Genomic DNA, 23,396 nt, shown 5'->3' with positions numbered 1-23,396 from the left:
GCATGATCCTCTTGATCACGGCTTCGCAGTAGGACCATAGCCGTTCGGGTTCTGGCTTTGCCAGCGCCAGGTGTCCACCATCATCTGCTCGAGCCCGCGCTCCGCTTGCCAGCCCAGCTCGTCACGGGCCTTGTGCGGCTCGGCCCAGCATTCGGCTATGTCACCGGGGCGGCGCGGTTTGATCTGGTACGCTATGGTGCGACCGCTGGCCACCTCGAACGCCCTGATCATCTGCAGCACGGAATAGCCCTGACCGGTACCCAGGTTGTAGGTGAAGACACCGGTATCGGCAGCGATGCGGGCCAGCGCCTTGAGATGACCGAGGGCGAGATCCACCACGTGGATGTAGTCACGCACGCCTGTGCCATCCGGGGTCGGATAGTCGTTGCCAAACACCCCCAGCTCCTTGAGCTTGCCGACCCCCACCTGGCTGATATAGGGCAGCAGGTTGTTGGGGATGCCGTTGGGATCTTCACCTATGAGGCCGCTCTCGTGGGCGCCAACCGGGTTGAAGTAGCGCAGCAGCACTATGGCCCAGCGCGGATCGGATTTGGACAAGTCACGCAGTATCTCTTCCACCATCAGCTTGGAGCGACCGTAGGGATTGGTCGCGCTGGTGGGGAAATCTTCCCGCAGCGGCACAAAGGCCGGATCGCCATACACTGTGGCGGAGGAGCTGAACACCAGCCGGAACACGCCCGCCTTTGCCATCTCCTCGCACAGCACCAGGGTACCTGTGATGTTGTTCTGGTAATAGGTGAGCGGGATCTGGCTCGACTCCCCCACTGCCTTGAGGCCGGCAAAGTGGATCACGGATTCAATCTTGTTGGCGGCAAACAGCTGCTGCAGACAGGCTCTGTCCAGCACGTCCCCTTCCACGAAGATGACCGGCTTGCCGGTGATCCGCTCGACCCGCTTGAGGGACTCGGGGGAAGAGTTGGAGAGGTTGTCCAGCACCACGACCTGCTGCCCGGCATTGAGCAGCTCAACCAGGGTATGGGAACCTATGTAACCGGCGCCGCCCGTGACCAATATTGTCATTTTTTATCCCGTGTTCTGGTGAAACTGGGCTGAGTGTACCCGCCCAGTCACAGCGGGAAAAGGCCGAGATGTTCATGGCACCCTCAATAGTCGAGGTTGACATCCCCCCTGGCGGTACAGGAGCAGGCCAGTGCGACGCCGCCCTCCAGATCCTGCGCACTCAGCGTCATCACGCTCTGCCGTTCGATCTCGCCAGTCGTGGTACAGCGACAGGCGCCACACACCCCGGCGCGGCAGGCGGCCATCATGGTCTCGCCAGCCCCTTCCAGGGCGGCCAGCAGGGTCTGGCCCGGCAGTATCTTCACCTTCTTGCCGCTCTTCTTGAGGGTCAGCCAGAAATGGTCGCTGGCGGCCGCAACCGGCGCCGCGCCCGATGTAACAGCAGGCAAGCCAAACGACTCCTGATGCAACTGTTCCGCTGGCAACCCCAGCTCCGCCAGCATGGCGCAGACGGCGGTCATGTAAGGCGCAGGGCCGCACAGATAGGCGTGGCGATCGAGCAGGTCCGGCGCCAATTCCCTCAGCATGTCCGGGCTGAGTCGGCCAACCCAGGGATGAGCCGTCGGTGCCTCTTCCAGTATCAGTGCGTGGCGCACACCGGGGTGAGCCTCGGCCAGCGCAGCCAGTTCGTCCGCGAAGATCAGATCCTGGGGCGAACGGGCGCTGTGAATGAAGCGGATGTCCGCCTCGGGGCGCTTGGCCAACTCGTCGCGCAGCATGGCCCACATGGGGGTGATGCCGGAACCGGCGCTCAGCAGCAGCGGTCGCTCGCAGGGCAGCACCGTCAGGTTGAAGTCGCCGAAGGGGCCGTCGACCCGGATCTCGTCCCCCACCTGCAGGCTCTGGTGCAGATGGTGGGAGACCCGCCCCACATCCTTGATGGTGACTTGCCAGCGGGCATCATGCGGGCTGGAGGAGAGGGTATAGGCACGGCACATGGGCTGGCCGTCGATCTCTGTGTGCAGGGTCACGCACTGGCCGGCCAGCACGGGGGGCAGACTGCCTGCAAGCGGCGCGAACTGCCAGCTCACCACATCATGGGTGTCGGCGCGACGACCGATGCAACGCAGGGTGAGAGAGGTGGAGGTCATCACAAGGCTCCTCATTTTGAAAACATGTTTTTGAAACACGACGCGTTGAAAAAAGGCGAGCCATCAGGCTCGCCAAAGGCTTACAACACGCTGAGATGATCAGGCCGGCGCGGCCTGCGCTATCACCGGATTCAGGCCGCCAGGATCTCGGCGAGATCTGCTTCGGCCGTGGTGGTCCCTTTCAGCCCGAACTGCTCCTCCAGCACCTTGAGCAGGGCCGGGGTCAGGAAGGCCGGTGCGGTCGGACCGGTGCGAATGTCTTTCACACCGAGCGCCAGCAGGGTGAGCAGGATGACGATGGCCTTCTGTTCGAACCAGGAGAGCACCAGGGTCAACGGCAGGTCGTTGACGCCACACTCGAACGCCTCGGAGAGCGCCAGCGCCAGCTGGATGGCGGAGTAGGCGTCGTTGCACTGACCCACGTCCAGCAGACGGGGAATGCCGCCTATGTCGCCAAAGTCGAGCTTGTTGAACTTGTACTTGCCGCAGCCCAGGGTGAGCAGCAGGCTGTCTTGCGGGGCTGCCTTGGCAAACTCGGTGAAGTAGGCGCGCTCGGCCTTGTCGCCGTCACAACCGCCCACCAGGAAGAAGTGGCTGATCTCGCCCGCTTTCACCTTGTCGATCACCGCTGGTGCCGCCTGCATCAGGGCATTGCGGGCAAAGCCGATGGTGATGAAGTGCTCGAGTTCTGTGTGTTTGAAACCGTCCAGCGCCAATGCCTTCGCCACCACGGCGGAGAAGTCATCCCCTTCCAGGTGAGTCACGCCCGGCCAGCCGACGATGGAGCGGGTGAAGATACGGTCGCTGTAGTCGCCCACGTTAGGGTCGATGATGCAGTTGGAGGTCATCACAACGGCGCCGGGGAAGTTCGCAAACTCCTTCTGCTGGTTCTGCCAGGCAGAGCCGTAGTTGCCCACCAGGTGGGGGTACTGCTTGAAGAAGGGGTAGGCCAGCGCCGGCAGCATCTCGCCGTGGGTGTAGACGTTGATGCCGGTGCCTGCGGTCTGCTCCAGGATCAGCTTGAGATCCATCATGTCGTGGCCGGAGACCAGGATGCACTTGCCCGGCACAGGGGTGACGCGTACCTGGGTCGGTTCCGGGTGGCCGAAGGCGGTGGTTTCACCGAGATCCAGCATCTCCATGATTTTGAAGTTGAGCAGGCCGATCTCCATGGCACATTTGAACAGGGGATCCAGCTCGCTCGGGTCCGTGCTGAGCCAGCTCATGATGCGATGGAACTCGGTGGCCACGGCGCTATCCTGCTGACCCAGCACCCGGGCGTGCTCCATGTAGGCGGCGGCGCCCTTGAGGCCGTAGAGGCAGAGCAGACGCAGCCCCATGATGTCTTCGTGCACCTCGCTCTTGCCGCGATTGACCGCGGTTTGCGGCGCATGGGCCAGCTGGGCGAGCAACTCGTCACCCGGCTCGAAGCCGGCGGCCTCGGGCAAGCCGGTGACTTGCACCGCCAGTGCAGCCAGACGGTCGGCCAACTGCTGACGATGAGCCAGCGCCTGGTTGACATAGGCAACGATGCGGGCGGAGTCGAAGTTGACGTTGGTGAGGGTGGCGAAGAAGGCCTTGGGCACGAAGGCATCGATCTCGTTGTCGATGACGCCGTGCTCGCGAGCGGCCAGCGCCCAGGCACTGAGGCCCTGCAGCGCATAGATCAGCACATCCTGCAGATCCGAGGTTTCAGCCGTCTTGCCGCACATGCCTTGTGCATAAGCACAGCCATTGCCTGCCGGGGTACGAATTGTCTGTTCACATTGCACACAAAACATCATGCCTCTCCTAATTGGACATTTCAGTTACTTGTTTTGTGGCGATTCTATGCCCCTCGCCAAAAACTTAATAGGCATTCAATTTGCCAATTAAGTTTTCATTGATGCAGATCAAAAACAAAAAAGCCGCCCAAACAGGGCGGCAAGCGGGTGGATAAAAGGAGAGACAACTCGGGTTTACAACAAAGGTTTACAACAAAACTCGTTTCAACAAAGGGTCAGGCCAGATAGGCGCGCAGCATCCAGACCAGTTTTTCCTGCTGTTGCACATAGTCGGAGAGGATGGATGCAGTCCCCTCGTCACCGGCCTCGGCGGCTTGTCCCAGGATCCGGCGTTGGGCGACCAGCAGCTCGCGGAAGCTCTCAAGCAGGGATTCGACACAGGCACGGCCGTCATGCAGTCCCTTCTGCTCCGGGATGGCAGAGACTTTCAGGTAGTCGCTGAAGCTGTGCATGGGCACGCCATCCAGGGTGAGGATGCGCTCGGCCAGGGCATCGACCTTGAGCAGCAGATCGTTGTAGATCTCTTCAAATTTCAGGTGCAGTTCGAAGAACTGGTTGCCGCGGATATTCCAGTGGAAGCCACGGACGTTCATGTAGAGGATCTGGTAGCTGGCCAGCAACTTGTTCAGCTCGGCGGCCAGGGCTTGTGATTGAACGGTATCAAGACCAATCGGACTTTTCATGTTTCACCTCCAGATTTGACGACGGAGCCAGATTAGCTCCCTTCAGACTCAAAAGGTAATAGTTGCTGCCTAACTGATTGATAGCGAGCGGCTATCGCCAAGTGCACCCATCAGATGATCTGGCATGCCTCACCCCGGACGCCGCTCGATATAGAGGATCACCTCGCCCAGATGAATGCCGAACTTGCTGATCTCGGCCCGATTGATCAGGCGATCTTCATCCAGCAGATACATCCAGTCATCGAAGCTCACCCGCACCAACTCCCCGTCCGGCAGGACCAGATCGAGCTGATAGCGCCAGTTGAGAGCAAAGCCTTCCGTCTTGCCTATCGCCTCCCCCACTACATCGGATGCGGTACCGCGCCAGTGACCATCCGCTCCCTTGCTCAAGAACCAGGTGCGGGTCTGCCGGCGGCCGTCATCGAAATAGAACTGCTCGAACAATTGCCCCTTGCCACCCTGCCAATGCCCCTGCATCTCGACCCGGAAGCGACTGGTCACTTCGCCGCTGCGGTCGGTCACCAGGCCATGAGCCACCAGCTTGCCGTTGAAGAAGCGGGCGAGATCCCAGTTCGGCCCCTGACCACGGTAGTCGTCCAGATTGCTGCCACACCCCGTCAGCACCACGAGTGACAACAGCAGCAGAAAGCGACAATAACGATAGAGAGACATTGAGTATTCCAGCATCAGAGTTGACCCCGCAGGCGGCGGGTGAGCGCGGGATCACGACTGTTGTCGGCGAGCCAGATGGCCAGAAAGGCTGCGGAGAATTGGGGATCGGCAAGGCTGCCGAGCGGCCGTTCGTGCCACCAGAAATGGCCAAATCCGGCCTCATCCACATAGAAGGCAAGCCTGTCTCCCGCCCCCACATCGGGCCAGAGCGCCGCCAGCTGATCGAGCCAGCGCCGGCGATCGGCATCGCTGCCAAGCCCCAGCCGTTGCCACTCCTCGGCGGTGGCGGTGAGCAAATCACTGCGTTTGATCTCTCTGGCGTAGGTAAGGATCAGCGCCTGTGGATAATGGCCCGGCTCATAACGGCCACTTGCGCTGTAGAAGGTAACGTCATAGAGCTTGAACCAGAGCCAGTTCATCTCCCCCTGCCCCACGGCTCGCAGCGGCTGCCAGGGGGTGGAAGGGGCCTCTTTGGCCAGTGAACACGGGCTGCTCAAGGCCACGATCAGCAGGCTAATTCCACCCCATATGCCAGCTCGCGGGATCTTCCAGTTCATGCCAATCCATCTCCTGTTCCAGCAGGGTGTTGATATCCTGCATCACCACGCGGGCCAGCTGCCCCTGCGCATCCCGCTGGCATGACACCACCAGATAGAAGCGCTCGGTCAGCTCGTGCTGGCTCTCTTTGGTCCACTTGGAAAACAACAAGGTGTCGGTCGAAAAGGTGTTCACCTCGCTTCACCCTCCAGCTTGACCGTTACCCACAGGAGTACGGGTAACCACCACATCCAGATCACCGCCAGCAGTGCCGTGCTGATCCAGATGCCCCAGGGTAAGTGTACTGCGCCCATGGCTGCTCCCGCCACATAGGAGGAGACGCCACCCGCCATGCCAAACAGCCCCTGCTGCCAGCGGGGCAAGGGGCGCAACCAGCGCATGCCGTGGGCTAGCGTCAGGGCAAAACCGAGCCAGAGCAGTACCAGCCAGAGGGGAAAACCGGCCGAAAATTGAAACAACCCGAGCTGCCAGAGCAAGCCATCGAGCAGACAGCCGGCCAGGGCCACCGGCCATAACCGCAGATCGCGCCTGCGGCTGGGGGAGAAGAGAAAGTGGAGCAACAGCATCAGCATCAGCGGGCCCGGCTGCTGCCACTTTACCGCCAGCAACCAGTAGAGGTTGAACCCCAGCAGCTGGGCCCACTGCCACATGGTCAGTGACCGCTTACTGGCAGCTCCCCCGACCAGCCGAGGGGGCCCGGTTTGGCCGCTTCCAGCTGGACCAGGCTGATGGCCCGCTCCCAGAAGCCACCTTCGCAATAGGCAAAGTAGAAGTGCCACAGCCGGATGAAATCCTGGCTGTAGCCGAGCCTCGGCAGCTCAGGGGCCAGCGCCAGAAAACGCTCGCACCAGTGCGCCAGGGTGCGGGCGTAATGGTGGCCGTGATCGTGCAGCCGCACCAGTTGCATGTCGGTCTCGCGGGCCAGCAAGCCCGCCATCTGGGAGACGCTCGGCAGGCAGCCGCCGGGGAAGATGTAACGCTGGATGAAATCGACCCCGCGCAGATACTGGGCGTGACGCTGATCGGCTATGGTGATGGCCTGAATGAGCAGGCGACCACCGGGTTTGAGCAGGCGCGACAACTGGCGGAAATAGTCCGGCAGGAAGGCGTGGCCCACCGCCTCTATCATCTCGATGGAGACCAGCTTGTCGAAGGTTCCCTCCAGCTTGCGGTAATCCTCCAGCAGCAAGGTAATGCGATCGTCGAGCCCCTCCCGCGCAATCCACTCCTTTGCGTAGTCGTGCTGGGCCCGGGAGATGGTCGTCGTGGTCACCCGGCAGCCGTAGTGGCGAGCTGCATAGATCGCCAGCCCGCCCCAACCTGTGCCAATCTCCAGCAGGTGATCGTCTGGTTTCAGCGCCAGCCGCTCGCAGATGGTGTGCAGCTTGGCCTGCTGCGCCTGCTCCAGGCTTGCGTCGGCACTCGGATAGATGGCACTCGAATACTGCATGTGACCATCGAGAAAGCCCTGATAGAGGGTATTGCCGAGATCATAGTGGGCGGCGATGTTGGATCTCGAGCCTGTCAGGGTATTGCGGTTGAGCCAGTGGCGCGCCTTGTTGAAGGGGAAACTCAGCCAACTGAGCCGCCGCTCAAGGCTGTCGAGCAGCGTCAGGTTGCGGGCCAGCAGCCGCACCAGTGCCACCGGATCCGGGCTGGTCCAGAGCCCCTCCACCCAGGTTTCACCGGCGGCTATGCTGCCCCCCAGCAACAGGCGGCGATAGAAGGCCGGATCCTGCACCACCACTTCCGCGTGCAGGTCAGTACCCGCCACACCGAAACTGTGGCGCTCGCTGCCATCCCGCAGCAGCAGTTGACCATGCTCGAGACGCCCCAGCAGATTCAGCAGCAGTTGCCTTGCGCCTTTGTCGATGAAAGAGGCAGAGAGGGTTGATTGCACAAGTTCCATTAGCGACTCTCCGGATGAGTGAAGATGGGGGTTCGTTTGATAAAAAGACGCAGGGCCTGCCAGTAGATCCCGAGCAGCACCTTCAGGGTCATCCAGGGCCAGCGGGCGAGCAGCGCCACCAGCCCCTTGCGCGACAGCGGCTCACGGCTCAGCGCCAGGGTGGCGTCAAACAGCTTGTCCTCGCCAGACCTGGGATGACTCTCAATATGGATCAGCGTCTCCTGCCCCGGCGGGCGAATTCGCCAGTGGTAGCGCATGGCCAGCCCCATGAAGGGAGAGACGTGAAAATCCTTGTCGTGGGGCGCCAGCGCCGCCAGATCCAGCAGGTAGTAGTGACGCTCGTTCCAGGGAGTATTCGACACCTCGGCCAGCAGGTAACGCGCCTCCCCTTGCCGGTAGCAGAAGTAGAAATTGACCGGGCTGAAATAGAAGCCCAGGCAGCGTACATTGCCGAGCAGCAAGACGCGCCCGTCCGGCTCGGCAGCGCCGCCCAGCTCGGTCACCTTGTCCCACACCGCCTGCTTGAGGCTTCCCTCGCGGCCTTTGAGGTAATCATTGCGGTGAAAGGAGAGCAGCCCGGCCCGCTCCACGGCGAACCAGCGCCCCTGGCCTAGGCTCGGCAGCTCGTCCAGATCCAGCCCCAGCATGAAGAGGCGGTAGGAGAAGGCGTGGGCCCTGGGTGCGAAGCGACGATGGCGCACCGAGCCCTGCCAGATGGCGCTGACAGTCTGAGCCATGGCGACAGCACTCATAGCTCGGCCCCGAAGCGTCTGGCAACGTCCAGTGCGCTGTGCACCCCGTCCTCGTGAAAGCCGTTGTACCAGTAAGCACCGCAAAAGTGGGTGTGATGCTGACCACAGATCTCCAGCCGCGCCTGCTGCGCCTCAATGGATGCCTGATTGAACACAGGGTGGTGATAAACGAAGCGGCGCAGCACCTTGCTCTCGTCCACCTTTCCCCTGGGATTGAGGCTGACGCAGAAGGGCACTGGCGAGTTCACCCCCTGCAGAATGTTCATGTTGTAGCTCACCAGCGGCCGCGCCTCGTCGTCCCCGTCCAGCTGATAGTTCCAGCTGGCCCAGGCCTTGCGGCGAGTGGGCAAACAGCTGACATCGGTATGCAGCCAGACGTCATTGGCCTGATAGGCCATGTCGCCCAGAATCGCCTGCTCCCGCTCGCTGACATCCTGCAACAGGGCCAGCGCCTGATCGCTGTGGCAGGCGAGGATCACCTCGTCAAACTGCTCCTCGCCATAGCGGCTCTGGATCGACACCCCCTCGGCCAGCCGCCGGATCCCCTGCACCGGACAGGCGAGGCGGATCTGCGGCTGCCAGCCTGCGGTGAGCGGGCCTATGTACTCCCGCGAGCCGCCCGGGATCACGTACCACTGGGGGCGGTTGGCCACATCGAGCAGGCCGTGGTTGGCAAAAAAGCGCAGGAAGAAGGCCAGCGGAAAGGCACGCATGTCCGCCAGGGTGGAGGACCAGATGGCCGCTCCCATGGGCAGAATGTAGTGGCGGGCGAAGTAGTCGCTAAAGTCCCCCACCAGCAAGAAGTCCCCCAGGGTCAGCGCGGGACACTCGCCATGGCGTTGGCCGTCGGTCAGCCAGGCACGGGCCTCCCGGTTGAAGCGCAGTATCTCGGCCACAAAGCGGTAAAAACGCGGGCTCAGCAGATTGCTGCGCTGGGCAAACAGGGTATCCAGGTTGTGACCGTTGTACTCGAGCCCCTGCGGGCTCTTCACCGAAAAGCTCATCTCGGCCGGCTGGCGCGCCACCCCGATCCGCGCCAGCAATTTGAGGAAATGGGGGTAGGTGCGATCGTTGAACACGATAAAACCTGTGTCGATGGCATAGCTGCGACCGGCCAGGCTGACATCAACGGTAGCGGTATGCCCCCCCAGAGTGGGGGCCGCCTCGAACAAGGTGATGTCGTGGCGCTTGTGAAGCAGAAAACCGGCGGTAAGCCCGGAGATGCCTGAGCCGACGATGGCAATTTTTTTCTTCATGAAGGGCGTCCTTTCGAAACAAGCGTGCTGCCAAGCCGCAGCCAGAGTCCGACCGGCAGTGCGCCAAGCAGGCGCAGCAACCAGATGAAGCGGCGGGGAAAGTGGATCTGGTGACGACCGGCGGCTAGTCCGGTCAGGATGGCGCGAGAGGCCTGCTCCACCGTCACCAGGCAGGGCATGGGAAAATCATTTTTCGCGGTGAGCGGCGTCTGCACAAAGCCAGGGCGGATCAGGGTCACAGCTATGCCCCTGGCCCTGAGATCGAGACGCAGGGTATCGGCCAGATAGTCGAGAGCCGCCTTGGAAGCGCCATAGGCTTCGGCCCGTGGCAGCGGCAACCAGCTCACCGAGGAGCCGACGATGGCAAGCCGGGCACCGCGTTCCAGCAGCGGCAGGAAGGCGGCCAGCGCCTGGCCGGTGGCGATGAGATTGGTCTCGATCACCCGGGCAAACAGCTCGCCATCGAACCCCTCAGCCAGATCCATGTATTCGCAGCTGCCGGCATTGAGGATCAGCAGATCCAGCGGCGGCAGGCTGGCTGCCACCCCTGCCATGGCAGCCGCATCCCGGCCATCAAACTGCAATGGGGTGATGCCGTGGCGACCCAGTGCCAGCAACCGATCGCCATCGCGACCGCAGCCCCACACCCGCCAGCCCGCCTGCCGGTAATCGAGCGCCAGCTGGCGGCCCAGCCCGGAGCTGGCCCCCGTGATCAGCACACGTCCGCTCATGATCCCAGCCTCCCCTTGATAGTGCGCACCAGAGATCCGAGCAGCGGCAACTGCTCGTAGAGCATGGCGCCGAGATCGAAGTAGTCGCGATGCAGACACACCTTGTCTGCGGCGTCGAACTCAAGCCGGGTCGCCCCCTCTACAGTGACGGGCCGCCCTCCGCCGAGCCTTGGGTGGGAGAAGGTCATGACCCAGCTTATCCAGGCCTCACGACCCTGTTGCTGCTGGCTGACGATCTCGAAGCGACAGTCGGCAAGACGCTGATACAGAGCGGCAAAATAGTCGGTGAGCGCCGTCAGCCCCTCGATACGGTGGGCCGGATCGATGAAGACCACCTGCTCGGCGTAGACGTCAGGCAAGCGATGCAACTGCTGTTTGTCCAGTTGCTGGTACAGGGCAATAAAGCGGGCCAGCGGCGCGTTCATCCTATTTCTCCAGGTGTCGAAACATCTCGATGGCTCTCACCCGGGCGACGGCGTGATCCACCATGGGTGCCGGATATCCCCTTCCTCCCTTGAGTCGCAACCAGTCATGGGGCTGGTGCACATAGGCGGCGGGGACATCGGCAAGTTCAGTTACCCAGGTACGGATAAAGTCTCCTTGTGGATCAAATCGTTGCCCCTGAGTGGTGGGATTGAACACCCGAAAGTAGGGGGCAGCATCGGCACCCGTACCCGCAGCCCACTGCCAGCCGCCGTTGTTGGCCGCCAGATCCCCGTCAATCAGCTGGCTCATGAAGTAATCCTCCCCGAGCCGCCAGTGGATGTGCAGATCCTTGGTCAGGAAGCTCGCCACTATCATCCGCAGCCGGTTGTGCATCCAGCCGGTGGCGTTGAGGCAGCGCATGGCCGCATCGACGATGGGATAGCCGGTGCGCCCCTCGCTCCAGGCAGCCAAGGCCTCCGGATCCCAGCCCCAGGGCAAGGCGGCTGTCTCGGGTTTGAACGGCAGGTTCATGGAGAGGGTCGGCACCAGCACCAGCAGATGGCGATAGAAGTCGCGCCAGACAAGCTCATTGAGCCAGACGAAACCAGGCTGCGCCTTGGATTGGGGCCGGTAACCAAGTCGCTGTTGCAGCGCCCCCACGCACTGGCGCGGACTTATGATGCCCACTGCCAGATAAGGCGAGAGGATGGAAGTGCCCGCCTGCGCCGGAAAGTCCCGGGTCTCGCCATAGTCGAGCACCGCCCGTTCCAGAAAAGCGTGCAGACGGCGAACGGCTTCCGCCTCCCCCACGGGCCAGCGCGGATCCGGCGTCACTTCACCGAGATCTGCATCGACAAGTGCCCTGTCGGCCAGCGGCTGCCACGACAGCGGCTCGCCCCGGGGCGCGGGGGCTCTGTGAATGACGAAGCCATCCTCCTCCAGCGCCTTGAGCCAGGCACGGCTGAAGGGGGTGAACACCTTGAACATCTCACCCGAACCGGTCAGCACCCGCCCCGGCGGCAGCACGCAGCAGCCGTTGAACCAGTGGCAACTTGTCTCCTGCTCCGCCAGCACGGCGCTGACGGCACGGTCGCGGCGCTGTTCATCGAGTTCGATGGCCTGGTTGGCGTAGAGATGCGTGGCACCCAGCTCCCGGCTCAGGGCTACCAACGCCGCCGGCAGCTCGGCAAAGGTCTCCACCCGCAGCAGATGGAGCTGAATGCCGAGGGCCGCCAGTTCGCGGCCCAGCGCATCGACCTGCGCCAGCATAAAGCGCTGACGGATGGGGGCCATCTTGTGTTGCCGCCACTGAGTCGGGGAGATGACAAACAGGGCGGCTACCTCCCCCGTCTCGGCGCAAGCGTGTCGCAAGGCCGGGTTGTCGGCGAGGCGCAAATCATTGCGAAACCAGACCAGCTTCATGGGGTCTTGCTCCCGCGCACGGCGCCGCCACGGGCTGCCGGTTGGTCCAAAGAAACCTGTGCAAGGGTGGGCTGCCAGCCGTGGACCGCCAGCCAATCCGCGTCATAGAGGCGTCCCAGCTCACCAAACAAGCGGGTGCCCGTCGGCCAGCCGGTGGCCAGATCCTGCTTGCCAAGCCCGGCCCCCAGCAGCACCAGCCAGGGAGTGGTCGCCCGCCCCTCCAGCAGGGCGAGGTGGCGCGGCTCGACCGCCCCCAGCAACTGCACCTCATAACCCTGGCCGATCAGCTCGTAGGCAGACCAGACCAGATCGAGGGGGCCGACCTGGCCCCAGCTCGCCAAGGTGATCGGCACCCCCTTCTCCTGCTCGATCAGGTGGCGAGCGAAGCGGGTATGAAGCCAGCCCAGCCACACCTGCTGCAGCAGCTCGCCATCGGGACGCTCACGCCACAGGCCGAGCAACTGCTCCACCAGGGGTTGCAGCACCCGGCTGCGCACCAGCTCGAACGGGTAACTCGCCAGCAGGTCATTCAGTTGCGCCTCCACCTTGCGCTGGCTGAGGGCGAGCACCGCCTGGCACAGCTGCTCCAGGGTCTGCTGCCAGTGATCGCTCACCAGCTGGGATTGGGGCTCGCTCAGCAATCCCTTGACCTGGCCTATGCTCACCCCCCGCTCCAGCCAACTCAGGATCTCGCCTATCTGGCGAATATCCTGCTCGCTGTAGAGGCGGTGCCCCTTCTCGGTGCGGGCCGGCTGCACCAGCCCGTAGCGGCGCTGCCAGGCGCGCAGGGTGACGGCGTTGACGCCGGTGAGGCGGGAGACCTCGCGAATGGGGTAAATTCCCTCATCCGGTCTGGTGGCATCATCTTGTGGTAAATCTGACATGGCTAATTCCATTCAACAGGGTATGGGCGCCCCGGCCCTGATGCGGGCCCAGGGTCGCAACACTGGGGTTCAGAGCCCGTATCGCAGCGTGAGCGTATCGGGGCGACCAGATAGGCACCAGGGCCACGAAGCTGGACTCAGAGCCCGTAACGCAATTTCAGCGTATCGGGGTGCGGATTGAGATAGACCTGCTGCGCCAGATAGGGATTGGGGTATTCCCGCAGGTAGTGGCGGATCAGGGTCAGCGGCACCAGCAAGGGGAAGATGCCGGTGCGGTACTTGTCTATGGTGTCGGCCAGCTCCTGCTTCTGGGACGGAGTCAGTACCCGCTTGAAGTAACCCTGCAGGTGCATCAGCACATTGGTGTGGCTGCGTCGATTGGCACGCAGGGTCAGGGCCGCCATCAATCCTTTGATGTAGCTGTCGGCCACCTGCTGCAGGTTGGCCTTGCCGAGGTTGCCCAGCAGCTTGCCGAGCGCCCGATACTGGGGGGTGGCATGGGAGAGCACCAGATACTTGTAGCGGGAGTGAAAACGGATGAGCGCCGCGGCGCTGAGCCCCTGGGCGCAGAGCTGCTGCCAGTCGTGGTAGGCGAAGACCCGCAGCACGAAGTTCTCCCGCAAAATGGGGTCGCACAGGCGGCCATCTTCTTCCACCGGCAGCAGGGGGTTGGCCTCCATCAGCGCCTTGGCGAACAGGCCAATCCCCTCCTTGGCACTTCCCTCGTTGTTGGCGCCGTAGATGCGCACCCGCTCCATGCCACAGCTGGGGGATTTGGCGCAGAGGATGTAACCGGAGATGAAGTCGAGCTGACGGGCCTTCTGCTCGCTGAAGGCGATCAGTTGCTCGGTGACATCGAAACTGCCGTTGCTCGCCTCGGCGCGGATCTCGCCATGGCGCTTGACCAGCCGGATGGCGGCGCGTGGCGCCCCCAGGCCGATGGCCATCTCGGGACAGACGGGGTGGTAATCGAAGTGAGCGCCAAGATCCCGTTCGCAGAAGCTGGAGCGCTTGTGGCCCCCGTCGAACCGCACTTCCTGTCCCAGCAGGCAGGCACTGATACCGACTTTAATCTTGTACATGTTGACGCCCCTTGTATAAGCCTGAGTTCAGTTATAGCAGTTATACAAAGAAAGGAAAGTTGTATAACTATTGCGGACTGATACGGCACAAGGGCGAAAACAGGATCACCAGAAAATGAAAAAGCCCATGACAGACGTCATGGGCAAAAATGAAGACACTACAGGAAACAGGATTAGAAGCTGTACTTCACACCCAGGCTGGAGATGGAACCCTGTTGCAGGTCCCACTTGCGGTAGGTGTAATCGGCGGTGAGGGCCAGGTTCTGGCTCACCTTGTAGGCGGCGCCCACTTTGAAGTCGTGCATGTCGTCGGTCATGTTGGCGTAGCGGTAGCCGGTGGAGAGCTCGACGGCGCCGATGTCGTAACGCAGGCCCACTTCACCGTACATGCTGCCGCTGTTCTTGCGGGTGATCACATCCCAGCCGCTGTCCTTCACGTTGGCAGTCACCTGACGCTCCATGGTGTAACCCATCAGACCCGCTTCACCATACAGGTTCAGACCGGTACTGAGCGGGGTGTAGACACCCAGACCCAGGCTGGAGAGGCCCATGCTGTCGTTGCCATCGTTGCGGGAGGTGAATTCACTGCCCAGACGGCCGTAGAAGTTGGAACCGAAGCTCTTGGAGAGATCCAGGCTCAGGCCGCCGAAGTCGCGGTTGTTGCCTTCTTTGCCGCCGATGTAATCGGACTTGGTGTGTGCCCAGGTCAGGCCGCCCTTGGCGTAGCTGAAGGCATCCTGTGCCAGAGCAGAAGTAGAAGCGAAACCGGCCAGAACCAGAACAGAAAATGCCACTTTTTTCATTTTGATGACTCCACGTGTTGAGCTAGTTGAGACCTAGCTGGAATGGAACCATTGTGCCGAGCAGGAGGGGGAATGCCGAGCGGCAAGCTGTTGCCAAATCATGTCAGATGTAAGCAACTGTTGCTGGCGGTTACCGGATTAACAATTGAACCCAAACAGGCTCGGTGATGGAGCCTGTTTGGCAGCTGGTGTCTGTGTGGCGAGGGGTTAGCGGAACTCCACTTCCTCAATCTCGACCCGCACCAGGGGCTTGCCGGTCAGACCGGCCGGACGCGGCATCTCCAGCGCCAGGGAGGGACGCTGCTGGCCCTTGCGCAGGTAGGACTCCGGCAGGCGGTTCTCGCCCACCCAGAAACGGGCCTCCTGCTTGACCAGCTGGGCACCCTGCTCGCTGAACAGGGTGACGCTGCCGCGCACCCGCACCACGCTGCGGCTGCCCGTGTTGCTCACCAAAAATTGCAGCGACAGGGGATCCGAGCCCTCAATCTTGTCGAGCTTGACGCTTATCCCGTCCTTGACCGCCTGGGCCAGCAGATCCGGATTGGTCATCGCCTGCTCGGTCAGCACGGGGACGGCCACCGCGCCCGTGACCACCTCAGCGCTCGCAGTCGGCTTGATCAGCAGATATTCCCAGGTGAAGTCATCGTTGAGCTGCACCTGGCGGCCATCCGGCAGGGTGACCTGGGTCAGGGGCGCAGCCTGTGCCAGCAAGGGCGACAGACAGAGGGCAACCAGCAGGCGGGACAAGGGTTTCATAGGGTGATGGCTCGGCGTCGATGGAAAAGGGCGTCAGTATAAAGAGTCGGCTCCGACTTGCCTATGACCCGACTCACGTTCTTGCCCTCTGCCGCCGCCGTCAGCAAGCCAGCTCCTGCCGATCCTCCTCCTGCACCATGTCCAGCGTCACCAGATCGAACTCTGTGCTCTTGAGGGCATTGAGAATGTCCGGTTGCAGGTCGAATGCCTGGGCACGCAGCCGCAGCGGTACGCGCACCCGTGCCAGTGTGGTCGCCTGATCCGAAAGGGTATGAAAGAACACCTGAGCCTCCTCCAGCCCCATGTCGGCCAGCATCTGCTCCGCCATGTCCACCATGCGCAGATGGCGCTTGTCCACCAGCTCGGGATCGGAGAAGCGACGGCTCAGGCAGCCGTGGGCGCTCTTGCCCCAGCGCCCCAGCTGCCGTTTGTTGAAGCCGTAACGAAAGTCCCTGTGGGTCATGCCCTGCTTGGCAAACAGCCAGAGGGTGTTGGCCGGCAGGCTGCCGAAGCGGCGCAAATACTCCTGCAACTCCTCGACCGGGGCGGGCAGCAGCATGGGCAGATGGCTCCAGTCGGTTTCAAGCGCGGTGAGATGGCAGATGTAGCGTACCGGGTCTATCACCTCGTTGAGGTGACGCAGGTGATCGCAGAAGATCATCTCGTCGGTCTTGATGACTCTCTGCTCTATGCCGTAGCGCTGGCAGTAGCGTTTGGCCCGCGCCACCTCCTTGCGGCTGCGGGTCGGGCTGTCCAGGGTGAGGGCCCGGATCCGGACCCCGCTGGCGCGGCACAAATCCATGCTGTAGCAGGATTCCAGTCGGCCGGAGAAGGAGACCACCAGTTCGCCGTAGCTGGCCAGGGTCTCGACAAGCTGCTGCTCCCTGGCCTGAAAGGTCTGATCGTATCCTCGATTCAGCACAACTATATTGGCATCCATAACGACTACACCGGATGATGAATTGGTCGCCATTGTGCCGCAACAATCCTGAATAAACCCTTAAAGGAGAGGGATAAATCAGAATTTAATGATCATCTCCTGCCAATTACCCTCATTTTCATCCTGTTGCGCATCATAAATCCGCAGTTTCGCCTGATGCACCTGATGGGCCCGCAAAAAGCCCTCCGCCTGCTCGAGGGAGCCGAACGTCAGCCTGCCCTCCTCGCTGTCGGTGAGGCACTGCATCTCGCCGTCGACCTCGACACAGAGCTGGTAACCGCTGCCATCCAGGCAGGCGATCAGCAGGCCGGCATCCGGATAGTGACTCAACCAATTGCGAAACCGGCCATGCTCCATAACGTCTCCTTGAGCACTCCAGACTGTCGGCTCAACCGGGCAGATAGCCCAGCGACAGCAGCTGCTGACGACAGCTGGGCACATCGGTAAACACCAGCCCCCCAATCCCCAGCGCCTGCGCGGCAGCCACGTTGGCGGGGCTGTCATCGATGAACAGGCACTCGTCGGCCTTCAGGTCGAACGACACCAGCAGATAGCGATAAATATCCGGCTCCGGCTTCATCATTCGTACCCGCGCCGACACCACCTTGCCGCTGAAGAAGCGCCAGAATGCGTGCTGCTCCAGCCAGTCGATGCTGGCATGACCCATGTTGGAGAGTGCATAGAGGCGGTGGCCCGCTCCATGCAGCGTCTCTATCAGGGTCAGCATAGCGGGATCCGGCAGGAGCGATGCGGGCACCGCCTGCAAAATGGCGAGATTCTGGGCCGCTGGCAAGCCGGTGCGCCCCTGTGCCTGGCGAGCCATGGTGTGCAGCGACAGGGTGCCGCGGTCCACCTCCAGCCAGTCCGGGTGGTTGAACAGCCGCTCCGCCAGCGCCTCGGCGTCGTCAGGCCCTCGCACCGCGCGCACTATGGCCACCGGATCCCAGCTCACCACCACCCGTCCCAGATCGAAAATAATCGCCATTGTGACCTCCTCCTGATGCCTCTGCTTCTGAGCCAACCGCTGCCACATGGCGCTTGAACAGCCCGTCGGCACACGCAAATACCCTGCCCCGTTCGCCTCCCACGGGCAAGTTTTACTTGCATCCCAGGCCCAAATCCCTTAATGGTTATGACGATATTTTCAGGATCAGACCCATGCACACACCATTCCTCTTTGCTTTCTCGTTTATCCGGCCCACATGAGGGAAGGCCCTGTCGTCGCATGAACAGAAAGCAAAGACGAATCGAGCCTCCCCTAGCGGAGGCTTTTTTTTGCAGCTACCACACTCGATTATTTGGATAGGGAACCACCATGGCTACGCTCGACGAGATCAGACTAGACATCACCCGCTTGGATCAGGAGCTGCTTGCCCTGCTGGCCAAGCGCAAGACCCTCAGCATAGAGGTCGCCCGTGCCAAGCAGGCCAATCCCCGTCCCATCCGCGACACCCAGCGCGAGCAGGATCTGCTGGTCGCCCTGATCCAGAAAGGGCGAGTGCTGGGGCTGGATGCCCAGTACATCACCCGCATCTATCACACCATCATCGAAGATTCCGTGCTCTCCCAGCAGGCCTATCTGCAGAGCCTGCTCAACCCGGAGCAGCAGGAGCCCATGACCAGCGTCGCCTATCTGGGCCCGCGCGGTTCCTACTCCAGCCTGGCGGCTCGCAAGTATCTGGCCCGCTACAAGGATCAGGTGATAGAGGTGAACTGCCAGAACTTTCGCGAGGTGCTGGATGCGGTGGAGTCGGGTCGCGCCGCCTTCGGCGTACTGCCCATAGAGAACACCAGCTCGGGCTCCATCAACGAGGTGTATGACGTGATGCAGCACACCAGCCTCTCCATCGTCGGCGAACTGACCTACCCCATAGAGCACTGCATCCTGACCGCAGTGCCGACCGAGCTGGGCCGTATCAAGACCTTCTACGCCCACCCCCAGGTGTTCCAGCAGTGCTCCCATTACCTCAGCAAGCTGGAAGGGGCGCGCCACGAGATCTGCGACTCCTCCTCCAGCGCCATGATGAAGGTGAAAGAGCTGGCAAGCCCGGAGGCGGCGGCGATCGGCAGCGCGGCTGGCGGTGAGCTGTACGGACTGGACGTGCTGGCCGAGCAGCTCGCCAACCAGAAGGAAAACTACAGCCGCTTCATCGTAGTGGCGCGCAAGCCCATCGACGTGGCGCCGCAAATTCCGGCCAAGACCACCCTCATCATGTCCACCTCCCAGAAGCCCGGCTCCCTGGTGGAGGCGCTGCTGGTGCTGCGCAACAACGAGATCAACATGACCAAGCTCGAATCCCGGCCGGTGCAGGGCAACCCCTGGGAGGAGATGTTCTATCTGGATGTGTCCGCCAACCTGCAGACCCCGGCCATGCAGGCCGCGCTGATGGAGCTGACCAAGATCACCCGCTACATCAAGGTGCTGGGCTGCTACCCGAGCGAAGACGTCAAGCCGACCACCGTGCCGCCGGTACTGATGGGCAACTGACCGTTTTTGCCAACAAAAAAGGCGAACATGATGTTCGCCTTTTGTTTTTCTGCCTCGCCGTCAGAACTGGCCGGCCATCAGCTGGTTGATGTTGTAGAGGGCGCGGGTATCGAGCTCCATCTCGGTGGCATAGGTATTGCCACGGGGATAGGAGGCCACCACCCGGGCGCCACGCACCATGCCGGCCACGGACACGTCCAGCGAGTTGGAGGTCTGGGTCAAGTCCTTGTAGCTGCTCTGGCCCCGCACCTGCTGGCCATTGAGCTGCTCCGCCAGTTCGCGGTAGGCATCCATCTTGGAGGCGCGAATGGCCTGCAACATCTTCTCGGACTGGGATGGGCCCGGCTGTATGTCGATCACCGCGTAACCCACTGCCTTGAGCACCGGAAAGTCATCGGGCTTGTTGTTGCCGCCGCCGTAGTTCACCACCCGATTGCCACCGCTGCACGCGGTCAGCAGCAGGACCAGCAGGCATCCGAACAGGATCTTCATTGCGCTCACTCCTTGTCAGGGGGTCAGATTGACCAGATGGCCGCCGGGACGAGCCTGGCTGTCGCGCATCAGGTAACCGCGATTGATGGATGCCCGGCCAAACGAATTGTTGGCGCCGAACAGGTATTGTTGCGGGATCAGGCTCTGGGCTGTGGTCTCCACCATCTTGGTCCGCAGATCTATGATGCGGGCATTGACCAGGATCCCCTTGCCATTGCGGCTGAAGGTACCGGTCAGGATGCGGGAGATGGGCAGCCGGGGGGAGAGATCCCGGTAGTTGCGGCTCATCACGAAATCACCCTGCGGGGTCACCTTGATGCTGCCGGTCATCTTGAAATCCACCACAACTTCCCCGCGCCGGTTCAGCTCGTAGATAAAGCTCTCCTCGATCTGCTGCCCCATCCAGTTGGTGTCCTGCAGGGTATCGAGATCGACAAAGGAGGAGACGGCGATGGGCTCGGTCAGGGTGGTGAGCGACTTGCGCTCCATCAGCTGATCGGTCATGCGCGCCACCAGCCAGTTGAGCTCCATGCCAGCAGCGGCCTGGCGAGGATCACCCTGTTCCCGGTTGATGGGGTCGGAACCACAGCTGGTCAGAGCCAGCGCGAGGGCCAACGCCGTAAAGAGTTTGTTCATGGATACCTTTCCTGTATCTGCACCTGATTCGTTATCGGTTCGGCTGGCCAAAGCTTGAGTCGGGAATGAGGCATGGATCTTGCTAATTATTTGCGGTGTGCTGTGCAACGCACGGTTCTGTGGTCTGTATCGGCCGGTGCCATCACTTCAACAGGGGTGAGAGGGCCGACCCGCATATTCAAGGTGTTTGTCATGAAATTACCGCTGCTGTTAACCCTGCTGCTGGCCAGCCTGTCGGTCCGGGCAGAGCTTATCGAAGCCCAGGGCAGTGCCGCCATCCTGGGGGGCGACGAGGTCTATGCCCGCGAGCAGGCGACCCGCGACGCCCTGCGCCAGGCCCTGCTGGCGAGCGGCGCCGCCGTCTCCAGCATCCAGCGTCTGGAAAACGGCAGCCTGCGCTCCGAGCAGATCCAGATCCGCTCCGGCGGCGACATCCGCCAGTACCGGCTCAAGCGGGAAGAGGTGCGCAACGGCCGCATGTACATCACGGTACAGGCCGATATCCAGGCCGAACGCCAGATCTGCCAGACCCAGCATTACGCCAAGGATTTGACGCTGGTAAGGCTGCGACTGCGCTACCCGGATCAGGCGAGCTACGGCGCCCTCGACGACATGCCCGCCAACCTGTCCCGTCGCATGTTCGAGACCCTGGCCAACGCGCCGCAAGGGGTGGCCGTGCGCCAGTGGCTGGACGAAAACCTGCGCATAGACCCGCTCCACCTGCAACAGGGGGATCGCAGCGCCCTCGAGGAGATCAAGGCCCTCAGCCTGCGCACCGACAGCCAGTATCTGGTGCTCGGCAGCATAGATGACCTCTCCATCGAGCCCCAGGGCAACCAGCTGACCAGCTGGTACGAAGATCCCATCCGCAACTTTCGCATGCAGCTCTACCTGTTCGACGGCATCAACGGCAGCCTGCTCAGCCGCAAGGAGTATCAGGGCCGCGCTAACTGGACCTTCGGCAAGCGGGATCAGATAGGCAGCAGCAGCGGCCAGTTCTGGCAGTCCAGCTATGGCCAGGAGGTGAACTATCAGTTGCAGGAGGCGGTGCAGGATCTGGTAGCCCAGCTCAACTGCGCCCCGGTCACCGCCCGGGTGATAGGCCAGAACGAACGCGGCCCCCACATCAACCTGGGCCGGCGCAACGGCGTCAGACTGGGGGATCAGTTCCGCATCCAGCACAGCGCCGACTTCATCGACCCCTATGGCAAGTCACGCATGATGCGCAACCCGGCCGACGGCCTGTTCGAAGTGGTACAGGTATTCGAGGACGGCGCCATCATCAGCAGTCAGAACAAATATTCGCCGTTTAACATCCAGATCGGGGATTTGGCAGTATTGGAATAAGAATCAAGGGTTTAAAAGGGAGCGGCTTCTTGTATAATGCCCGCCACAAGGCTCCCGTAGCTCAGTAGGATAGAGCGGTCCCCTCCTAAGGGACAGGCCACTGGTTCGACTCCAGTCGGGAGCACCATATAAAACAAGGGGTTGGCATCGTTATGGTGCCAACCCCTTGGTCGTTTTTGGGCCGGATGACACACCCGCTATCAGGCCAGATGGAAGAGTGAGGAGAGCTCCATGCTGATCGGGCTGTTGTCGGGGTGCGATGGCATTATCTCTTGCATATAAGCCCACCACTGCTGGCAGATGGCCGTGCTGGCCACCTCGCGCCAGCGCCCCTCATCTTCAATCTCGACGTAACCAAACAGCTGACAGCTCTCCGGGTGGAGAAAGATGCTGTAGTTGCTTGCCCCGTGCGCCTTCAGGGTTGCGGCCAGCTCGGGCCAGAGTTCATCGTGACGGCGACGGTATTCCACCTCGCAGCCAGGGTGCACCGACATCAGGAACGCCTTGCGGATCATCTTGTCGCTCCTTATGCCATGCCCATGCCGACCAGATTGGCGGCACCGACTATCACCAGCATGCCGATGCAGAGGATCCGCACCGGACGAGTGCCGACCCCTTTCCATTCCGCCATCAACAGCCCCACGATACCGCCACACAACACATAACCGCTCATGTGCAGCATCCAGTTCACGAAGGAGAGGTGTTCGGGGATGCTGGCTTCGCCCCAGGCATAAAAGAAGAACTGCAGATACCACATGATGCCACCGGCCGCGGCCAGCAAGCCATTGAGCAGCAAACTCCGCGCTGGCTGGGCCAGATCATTGCGCAGTGACAGTTCGGGGCGAGTTGCCAGCCGGATGAAGCAGTAGGCCATGTTGACGATGGCCCCACCGCCCATGATGATGCCGTAGCTCGGCAACACGGCGTAGAGCGGGTTGATGCCAAGTACCAGCGATGCCTGCCGGATGGGGGCCGCGGCTTCCAGCCCGAAGGCAAATCCCGAGGAGAAGATGCCGCACATCACCGCCAGCAGCAGCCCCTTCTTCAGGTTGAACTCCCGGGTAGTCGTGCCCAGGGCAATCTCTTTCTGATGCCCAGCCCAGGTGACTATGCCTATGCCGATCAATGCGACAAAGACACCGAGCAGGGTGATTTGGCCACTGGCCGTGGTGAGCAGCTGACCAAATTCTCCACGCAATATGGGTGGCATCAGGGTGCCCACCACCAGGGTCACGCCGATGGCGATCCCTATGCCCAGAGACATGCCCAGATAGCGCATGGTCAAGCCATAGTTGACATTGCCTATCCCCCACATGGCACCGAACAGAAACATGCCCCAGAATGCCTTGCTGTCCACCACGCTGTAGAAGGCGCCGAAGTCATCGATCAGCGTGGAGGTGACCAGCCAGGGCAACAGGATCCATGAAAACAGGCCGGCGAAGGCCCAGGTGGTTTCCCACGACCAGCGCCGGACCTTGCTGAGGGGCGCATAGAAGGAGGCCGCCGAGGCGGCGCCAACCAGATGCCAACCGATTCCCGATACGATTGCAGACATGAGATGTTCCTTGCTTGAGGTTTGATTGTGTTTTTGCTTCCCGATGGAGGGAAGCGTCCTTGATGACAACCGCGCTGTTTTTGTTGTT

Annotated in this window: 27 protein-coding genes, 1 tRNA gene and 1 other annotated feature; of the genes, 3 read left to right on the top strand and 25 right to left on the bottom strand. The window is 61.8% G+C overall.

Translation table 11 applies throughout. The features are described from left to right. Positions 1 to 15 precede the first annotated feature (15 nt). From galE to AACQ95_RS17250, 21 genes are all read right to left on the bottom strand, one after another. Positions 16 to 1,041, bottom strand: a complete 1,026-nt coding sequence (gene galE / locus AACQ95_RS17350; protein ID WP_241279184.1) for a UDP-glucose 4-epimerase GalE — start codon at positions 1,039 to 1,041, stop codon at positions 16 to 18. Positions 1,042 to 1,124: 83 nt separating this feature from the next. Next, positions 1,125 to 2,132 (bottom strand): hybrid-cluster NAD(P)-dependent oxidoreductase, encoded by a 1,008-nt coding sequence (locus AACQ95_RS17345; RefSeq protein ID WP_241279183.1) that lies wholly within the window; start codon positions 2,130 to 2,132, stop codon positions 1,125 to 1,127. Positions 2,133 to 2,263: 131 nt separating this feature from the next. Continuing rightward, complete coding sequence (gene hcp, locus AACQ95_RS17340; RefSeq protein ID WP_241279182.1) at positions 2,264 to 3,913, bottom strand: hydroxylamine reductase; 1,650 nt, start codon at positions 3,911 to 3,913, stop codon at positions 2,264 to 2,266. Positions 3,914 to 4,131: 218 nt separating this feature from the next. Then, positions 4,132 to 4,599, bottom strand: coding sequence for a Dps family protein (locus tag AACQ95_RS17335; protein WP_021140949.1), 468 nt, complete (start codon positions 4,597 to 4,599; stop codon positions 4,132 to 4,134). Positions 4,600 to 4,728: 129 nt separating this feature from the next. Further along, positions 4,729 to 5,271 (bottom strand): DUF3833 domain-containing protein, encoded by a 543-nt coding sequence (locus tag AACQ95_RS17330; RefSeq protein WP_241279181.1) that lies wholly within the window; start codon positions 5,269 to 5,271, stop codon positions 4,729 to 4,731. Positions 5,272 to 5,285: 14 nt separating this feature from the next. Further along, a complete protein-coding gene (locus AACQ95_RS17325; RefSeq protein WP_241279180.1) occupies positions 5,286 to 5,828 on the bottom strand; it encodes a chalcone isomerase family protein in 543 nt (180 codons plus the stop codon). Then, positions 5,785 to 6,003: a TIGR02450 family Trp-rich protein gene (locus AACQ95_RS17320; protein WP_043134397.1), complete on the bottom strand. Its 219-nt coding sequence runs from the start codon at positions 6,001 to 6,003 to the stop codon at positions 5,785 to 5,787. Before AACQ95_RS17320 ends, AACQ95_RS17325 begins: the two co-directional genes overlap by 44 nt. After that, entirely contained in the window at positions 6,000 to 6,479 is a 480-nt protein-coding gene (locus tag AACQ95_RS17315; protein ID WP_241279179.1) for a DUF2878 domain-containing protein, read from the bottom strand. Before AACQ95_RS17315 ends, AACQ95_RS17320 begins: the two co-directional genes overlap by 4 nt. Positions 6,480 to 6,481: 2 nt before the next feature. Next, entirely contained in the window at positions 6,482 to 7,738 is a 1,257-nt protein-coding gene (locus AACQ95_RS17310) for an SAM-dependent methyltransferase (RefSeq protein ID WP_241279178.1), read from the bottom strand. After that, on the bottom strand, positions 7,738 to 8,490 hold the full coding sequence (locus AACQ95_RS17305; RefSeq protein ID WP_241279177.1) for a DUF1365 domain-containing protein: 753 nt from the start codon (positions 8,488 to 8,490) through the stop codon (positions 7,738 to 7,740). The genes AACQ95_RS17310 and AACQ95_RS17305 overlap by 1 nt, the downstream gene beginning before the upstream one ends. Continuing rightward, a complete protein-coding gene (locus AACQ95_RS17300) occupies positions 8,487 to 9,746 on the bottom strand; it encodes an NAD(P)/FAD-dependent oxidoreductase (RefSeq protein ID WP_241279176.1) in 1,260 nt (419 codons plus the stop codon). Before AACQ95_RS17300 ends, AACQ95_RS17305 begins: the two co-directional genes overlap by 4 nt. Continuing rightward, positions 9,743 to 10,477, bottom strand: a complete 735-nt coding sequence (locus AACQ95_RS17295) for an SDR family NAD(P)-dependent oxidoreductase (RefSeq protein WP_241279175.1) — start codon at positions 10,475 to 10,477, stop codon at positions 9,743 to 9,745. Before AACQ95_RS17295 ends, AACQ95_RS17300 begins: the two co-directional genes overlap by 4 nt. Then, positions 10,474 to 10,902, bottom strand: a complete 429-nt coding sequence (locus AACQ95_RS17290) for a nuclear transport factor 2 family protein (RefSeq protein WP_241279174.1) — start codon at positions 10,900 to 10,902, stop codon at positions 10,474 to 10,476. Before AACQ95_RS17290 ends, AACQ95_RS17295 begins: the two co-directional genes overlap by 4 nt. A gap of 1 nt (position 10,903) precedes the next feature. Further along, positions 10,904 to 12,325 (bottom strand): deoxyribodipyrimidine photo-lyase, encoded by a 1,422-nt coding sequence (gene phrB / locus AACQ95_RS17285; RefSeq protein ID WP_241279173.1) that lies wholly within the window; start codon positions 12,323 to 12,325, stop codon positions 10,904 to 10,906. Further along, positions 12,322 to 13,209: a MerR family transcriptional regulator gene (locus AACQ95_RS17280; protein ID WP_241279172.1), complete on the bottom strand. Its 888-nt coding sequence runs from the start codon at positions 13,207 to 13,209 to the stop codon at positions 12,322 to 12,324. Before AACQ95_RS17280 ends, phrB begins: the two co-directional genes overlap by 4 nt. A gap of 137 nt (positions 13,210 to 13,346) precedes the next feature. Beyond that, positions 13,347 to 14,291: a YbgA family protein gene (locus AACQ95_RS17275; protein ID WP_098984879.1), complete on the bottom strand. Its 945-nt coding sequence runs from the start codon at positions 14,289 to 14,291 to the stop codon at positions 13,347 to 13,349. A 173-nt stretch (positions 14,292 to 14,464) separates the two neighbouring features. Then, on the bottom strand, positions 14,465 to 15,094 hold the full coding sequence (locus AACQ95_RS17270; protein WP_241279171.1) for an outer membrane beta-barrel protein: 630 nt from the start codon (positions 15,092 to 15,094) through the stop codon (positions 14,465 to 14,467). 207 nt (positions 15,095 to 15,301) lie between these two features. Next, positions 15,302 to 15,850: a DUF3157 family protein gene (locus tag AACQ95_RS17265; RefSeq protein WP_241279170.1), complete on the bottom strand. Its 549-nt coding sequence runs from the start codon at positions 15,848 to 15,850 to the stop codon at positions 15,302 to 15,304. 100 nt (positions 15,851 to 15,950) lie between these two features. Then, positions 15,951 to 16,823, bottom strand: a complete 873-nt coding sequence (locus AACQ95_RS17260; RefSeq protein WP_043554728.1) for a hypothetical protein — start codon at positions 16,821 to 16,823, stop codon at positions 15,951 to 15,953. A gap of 45 nt (positions 16,824 to 16,868) precedes the next feature. Further along, a complete protein-coding gene (locus tag AACQ95_RS17255) occupies positions 16,869 to 17,147 on the bottom strand; it encodes a DUF6482 family protein (protein ID WP_043134374.1) in 279 nt (92 codons plus the stop codon). 31 nt (positions 17,148 to 17,178) lie between these two features. Further along, positions 17,179 to 17,775, bottom strand: coding sequence for an HAD family hydrolase (locus AACQ95_RS17250; protein WP_241279169.1), 597 nt, complete (start codon positions 17,773 to 17,775; stop codon positions 17,179 to 17,181). Positions 17,776 to 17,944: 169 nt separating this feature from the next. Beyond that, positions 17,945 to 18,067 (top strand) — a sequence feature (Phe leader region). Between the two features lie 38 nt (positions 18,068 to 18,105). Here AACQ95_RS17250 and pheA point away from each other — a divergent pair. Further along, entirely contained in the window at positions 18,106 to 19,278 is a 1,173-nt protein-coding gene (gene pheA, locus AACQ95_RS17245; RefSeq protein ID WP_241279168.1) for a prephenate dehydratase, read from the top strand. Between the two features lie 60 nt (positions 19,279 to 19,338). Here the strand turns inward: pheA and AACQ95_RS17240 are convergent, their stop codons facing one another. Then, entirely contained in the window at positions 19,339 to 19,770 is a 432-nt protein-coding gene (locus AACQ95_RS17240; protein ID WP_043139908.1) for an LPP20 family lipoprotein, read from the bottom strand. A 15-nt stretch (positions 19,771 to 19,785) separates the two neighbouring features. Continuing rightward, on the bottom strand, positions 19,786 to 20,406 hold the full coding sequence (locus tag AACQ95_RS17235; protein WP_043139910.1) for a FlgO family outer membrane protein: 621 nt from the start codon (positions 20,404 to 20,406) through the stop codon (positions 19,786 to 19,788). Between the two features lie 192 nt (positions 20,407 to 20,598). On the opposite strand from AACQ95_RS17235, the gene AACQ95_RS17230 reads away from it, so the two are divergent. Both AACQ95_RS17230 and AACQ95_RS17225 read left to right on the top strand, forming a co-directional pair. Next, on the top strand, positions 20,599 to 21,753 hold the full coding sequence (locus AACQ95_RS17230; RefSeq protein ID WP_098984889.1) for a flagellar assembly protein FlgT: 1,155 nt from the start codon (positions 20,599 to 20,601) through the stop codon (positions 21,751 to 21,753). A gap of 50 nt (positions 21,754 to 21,803) precedes the next feature. Further along, positions 21,804 to 21,880, top strand: a tRNA-Arg gene (locus AACQ95_RS17225). A 73-nt stretch (positions 21,881 to 21,953) separates the two neighbouring features. Here the strand turns inward: AACQ95_RS17225 and rhaM are convergent. Then, the gene (gene rhaM, locus AACQ95_RS17220) at positions 21,954 to 22,268 is read right to left on the bottom strand and encodes an L-rhamnose mutarotase (RefSeq protein WP_098984891.1); all 315 of its coding nucleotides are present in this window, start codon (positions 22,266 to 22,268) and stop codon (positions 21,954 to 21,956) included. 11 nt (positions 22,269 to 22,279) lie between these two features. Next, positions 22,280 to 23,308 (bottom strand): L-rhamnose/proton symporter RhaT, encoded by a 1,029-nt coding sequence (rhaT, locus tag AACQ95_RS17215; protein ID WP_241279167.1) that lies wholly within the window; start codon positions 23,306 to 23,308, stop codon positions 22,280 to 22,282. Between the last annotated feature and the right edge of the window lie 88 nt (positions 23,309 to 23,396).

Origin of the sequence: Aeromonas sp. MR19 (assembly GCF_963899305.1) — a bacterium.
GTDB classification, from domain to species: Bacteria; Pseudomonadota; Gammaproteobacteria; order Enterobacterales; family Aeromonadaceae; genus Aeromonas; species Aeromonas bestiarum.
This window is presented reverse-complemented; position numbering and strand designations above follow the sequence as displayed.

Bases quoted from the DNA above. Each gene is read 5' to 3' on its own strand.
- galE (WP_241279184.1), bottom strand. From the start codon at position 1,041: ATGACAATATTGGTCACGGGCGGCGCCGGTTACATAGGTTCCCATACC.
- AACQ95_RS17345 (WP_241279183.1), bottom strand. From the start codon at position 2,132: ATGACCTCCACCTCTCTCACCCTGCGTTGCATCGGTCGTCGCGCCGAC.
- hcp (WP_241279182.1), bottom strand. From the start codon at position 3,913: ATGTTTTGTGTGCAATGTGAACAGACAATTCGTACCCCGGCAGGCAAT.
- AACQ95_RS17335 (WP_021140949.1), bottom strand. From the start codon at position 4,599: ATGAAAAGTCCGATTGGTCTTGATACCGTTCAATCACAAGCCCTGGCC.
- AACQ95_RS17330 (WP_241279181.1), bottom strand. From the start codon at position 5,271: ATGTCTCTCTATCGTTATTGTCGCTTTCTGCTGCTGTTGTCACTCGTG.
- AACQ95_RS17325 (WP_241279180.1), bottom strand. From the start codon at position 5,828: ATGAACTGGAAGATCCCGCGAGCTGGCATATGGGGTGGAATTAGCCTG.
- AACQ95_RS17315 (WP_241279179.1), bottom strand. From the start codon at position 6,479: ATGTGGCAGTGGGCCCAGCTGCTGGGGTTCAACCTCTACTGGTTGCTG.
- AACQ95_RS17310 (WP_241279178.1), bottom strand. From the start codon at position 7,738: ATGGAACTTGTGCAATCAACCCTCTCTGCCTCTTTCATCGACAAAGGC.
- AACQ95_RS17305 (WP_241279177.1), bottom strand. From the start codon at position 8,490: ATGAGTGCTGTCGCCATGGCTCAGACTGTCAGCGCCATCTGGCAGGGC.
- AACQ95_RS17300 (WP_241279176.1), bottom strand. From the start codon at position 9,746: ATGAAGAAAAAAATTGCCATCGTCGGCTCAGGCATCTCCGGGCTTACC.
- AACQ95_RS17295 (WP_241279175.1), bottom strand. From the start codon at position 10,477: ATGAGCGGACGTGTGCTGATCACGGGGGCCAGCTCCGGGCTGGGCCGC.
- AACQ95_RS17290 (WP_241279174.1), bottom strand. From the start codon at position 10,902: ATGAACGCGCCGCTGGCCCGCTTTATTGCCCTGTACCAGCAACTGGAC.
- phrB (WP_241279173.1), bottom strand. From the start codon at position 12,325: ATGAAGCTGGTCTGGTTTCGCAATGATTTGCGCCTCGCCGACAACCCG.
- AACQ95_RS17280 (WP_241279172.1), bottom strand. From the start codon at position 13,209: ATGTCAGATTTACCACAAGATGATGCCACCAGACCGGATGAGGGAATT.
- AACQ95_RS17275 (WP_098984879.1), bottom strand. From the start codon at position 14,291: ATGTACAAGATTAAAGTCGGTATCAGTGCCTGCCTGCTGGGACAGGAA.
- AACQ95_RS17270 (WP_241279171.1), bottom strand. From the start codon at position 15,094: ATGAAAAAAGTGGCATTTTCTGTTCTGGTTCTGGCCGGTTTCGCTTCT.
- AACQ95_RS17265 (WP_241279170.1), bottom strand. From the start codon at position 15,850: ATGAAACCCTTGTCCCGCCTGCTGGTTGCCCTCTGTCTGTCGCCCTTG.
- AACQ95_RS17260 (WP_043554728.1), bottom strand. From the start codon at position 16,823: ATGGCGACCAATTCATCATCCGGTGTAGTCGTTATGGATGCCAATATA.
- AACQ95_RS17255 (WP_043134374.1), bottom strand. From the start codon at position 17,147: ATGGAGCATGGCCGGTTTCGCAATTGGTTGAGTCACTATCCGGATGCC.
- AACQ95_RS17250 (WP_241279169.1), bottom strand. From the start codon at position 17,775: ATGGCGATTATTTTCGATCTGGGACGGGTGGTGGTGAGCTGGGATCCG.
- pheA (WP_241279168.1), top strand. From the start codon at position 18,106: ATGGCTACGCTCGACGAGATCAGACTAGACATCACCCGCTTGGATCAG.
- AACQ95_RS17240 (WP_043139908.1), bottom strand. From the start codon at position 19,770: ATGAAGATCCTGTTCGGATGCCTGCTGGTCCTGCTGCTGACCGCGTGC.
- AACQ95_RS17235 (WP_043139910.1), bottom strand. From the start codon at position 20,406: ATGAACAAACTCTTTACGGCGTTGGCCCTCGCGCTGGCTCTGACCAGC.
- AACQ95_RS17230 (WP_098984889.1), top strand. From the start codon at position 20,599: ATGAAATTACCGCTGCTGTTAACCCTGCTGCTGGCCAGCCTGTCGGTC.
- rhaM (WP_098984891.1), bottom strand. From the start codon at position 22,268: ATGATCCGCAAGGCGTTCCTGATGTCGGTGCACCCTGGCTGCGAGGTG.
- rhaT (WP_241279167.1), bottom strand. From the start codon at position 23,308: ATGTCTGCAATCGTATCGGGAATCGGTTGGCATCTGGTTGGCGCCGCC.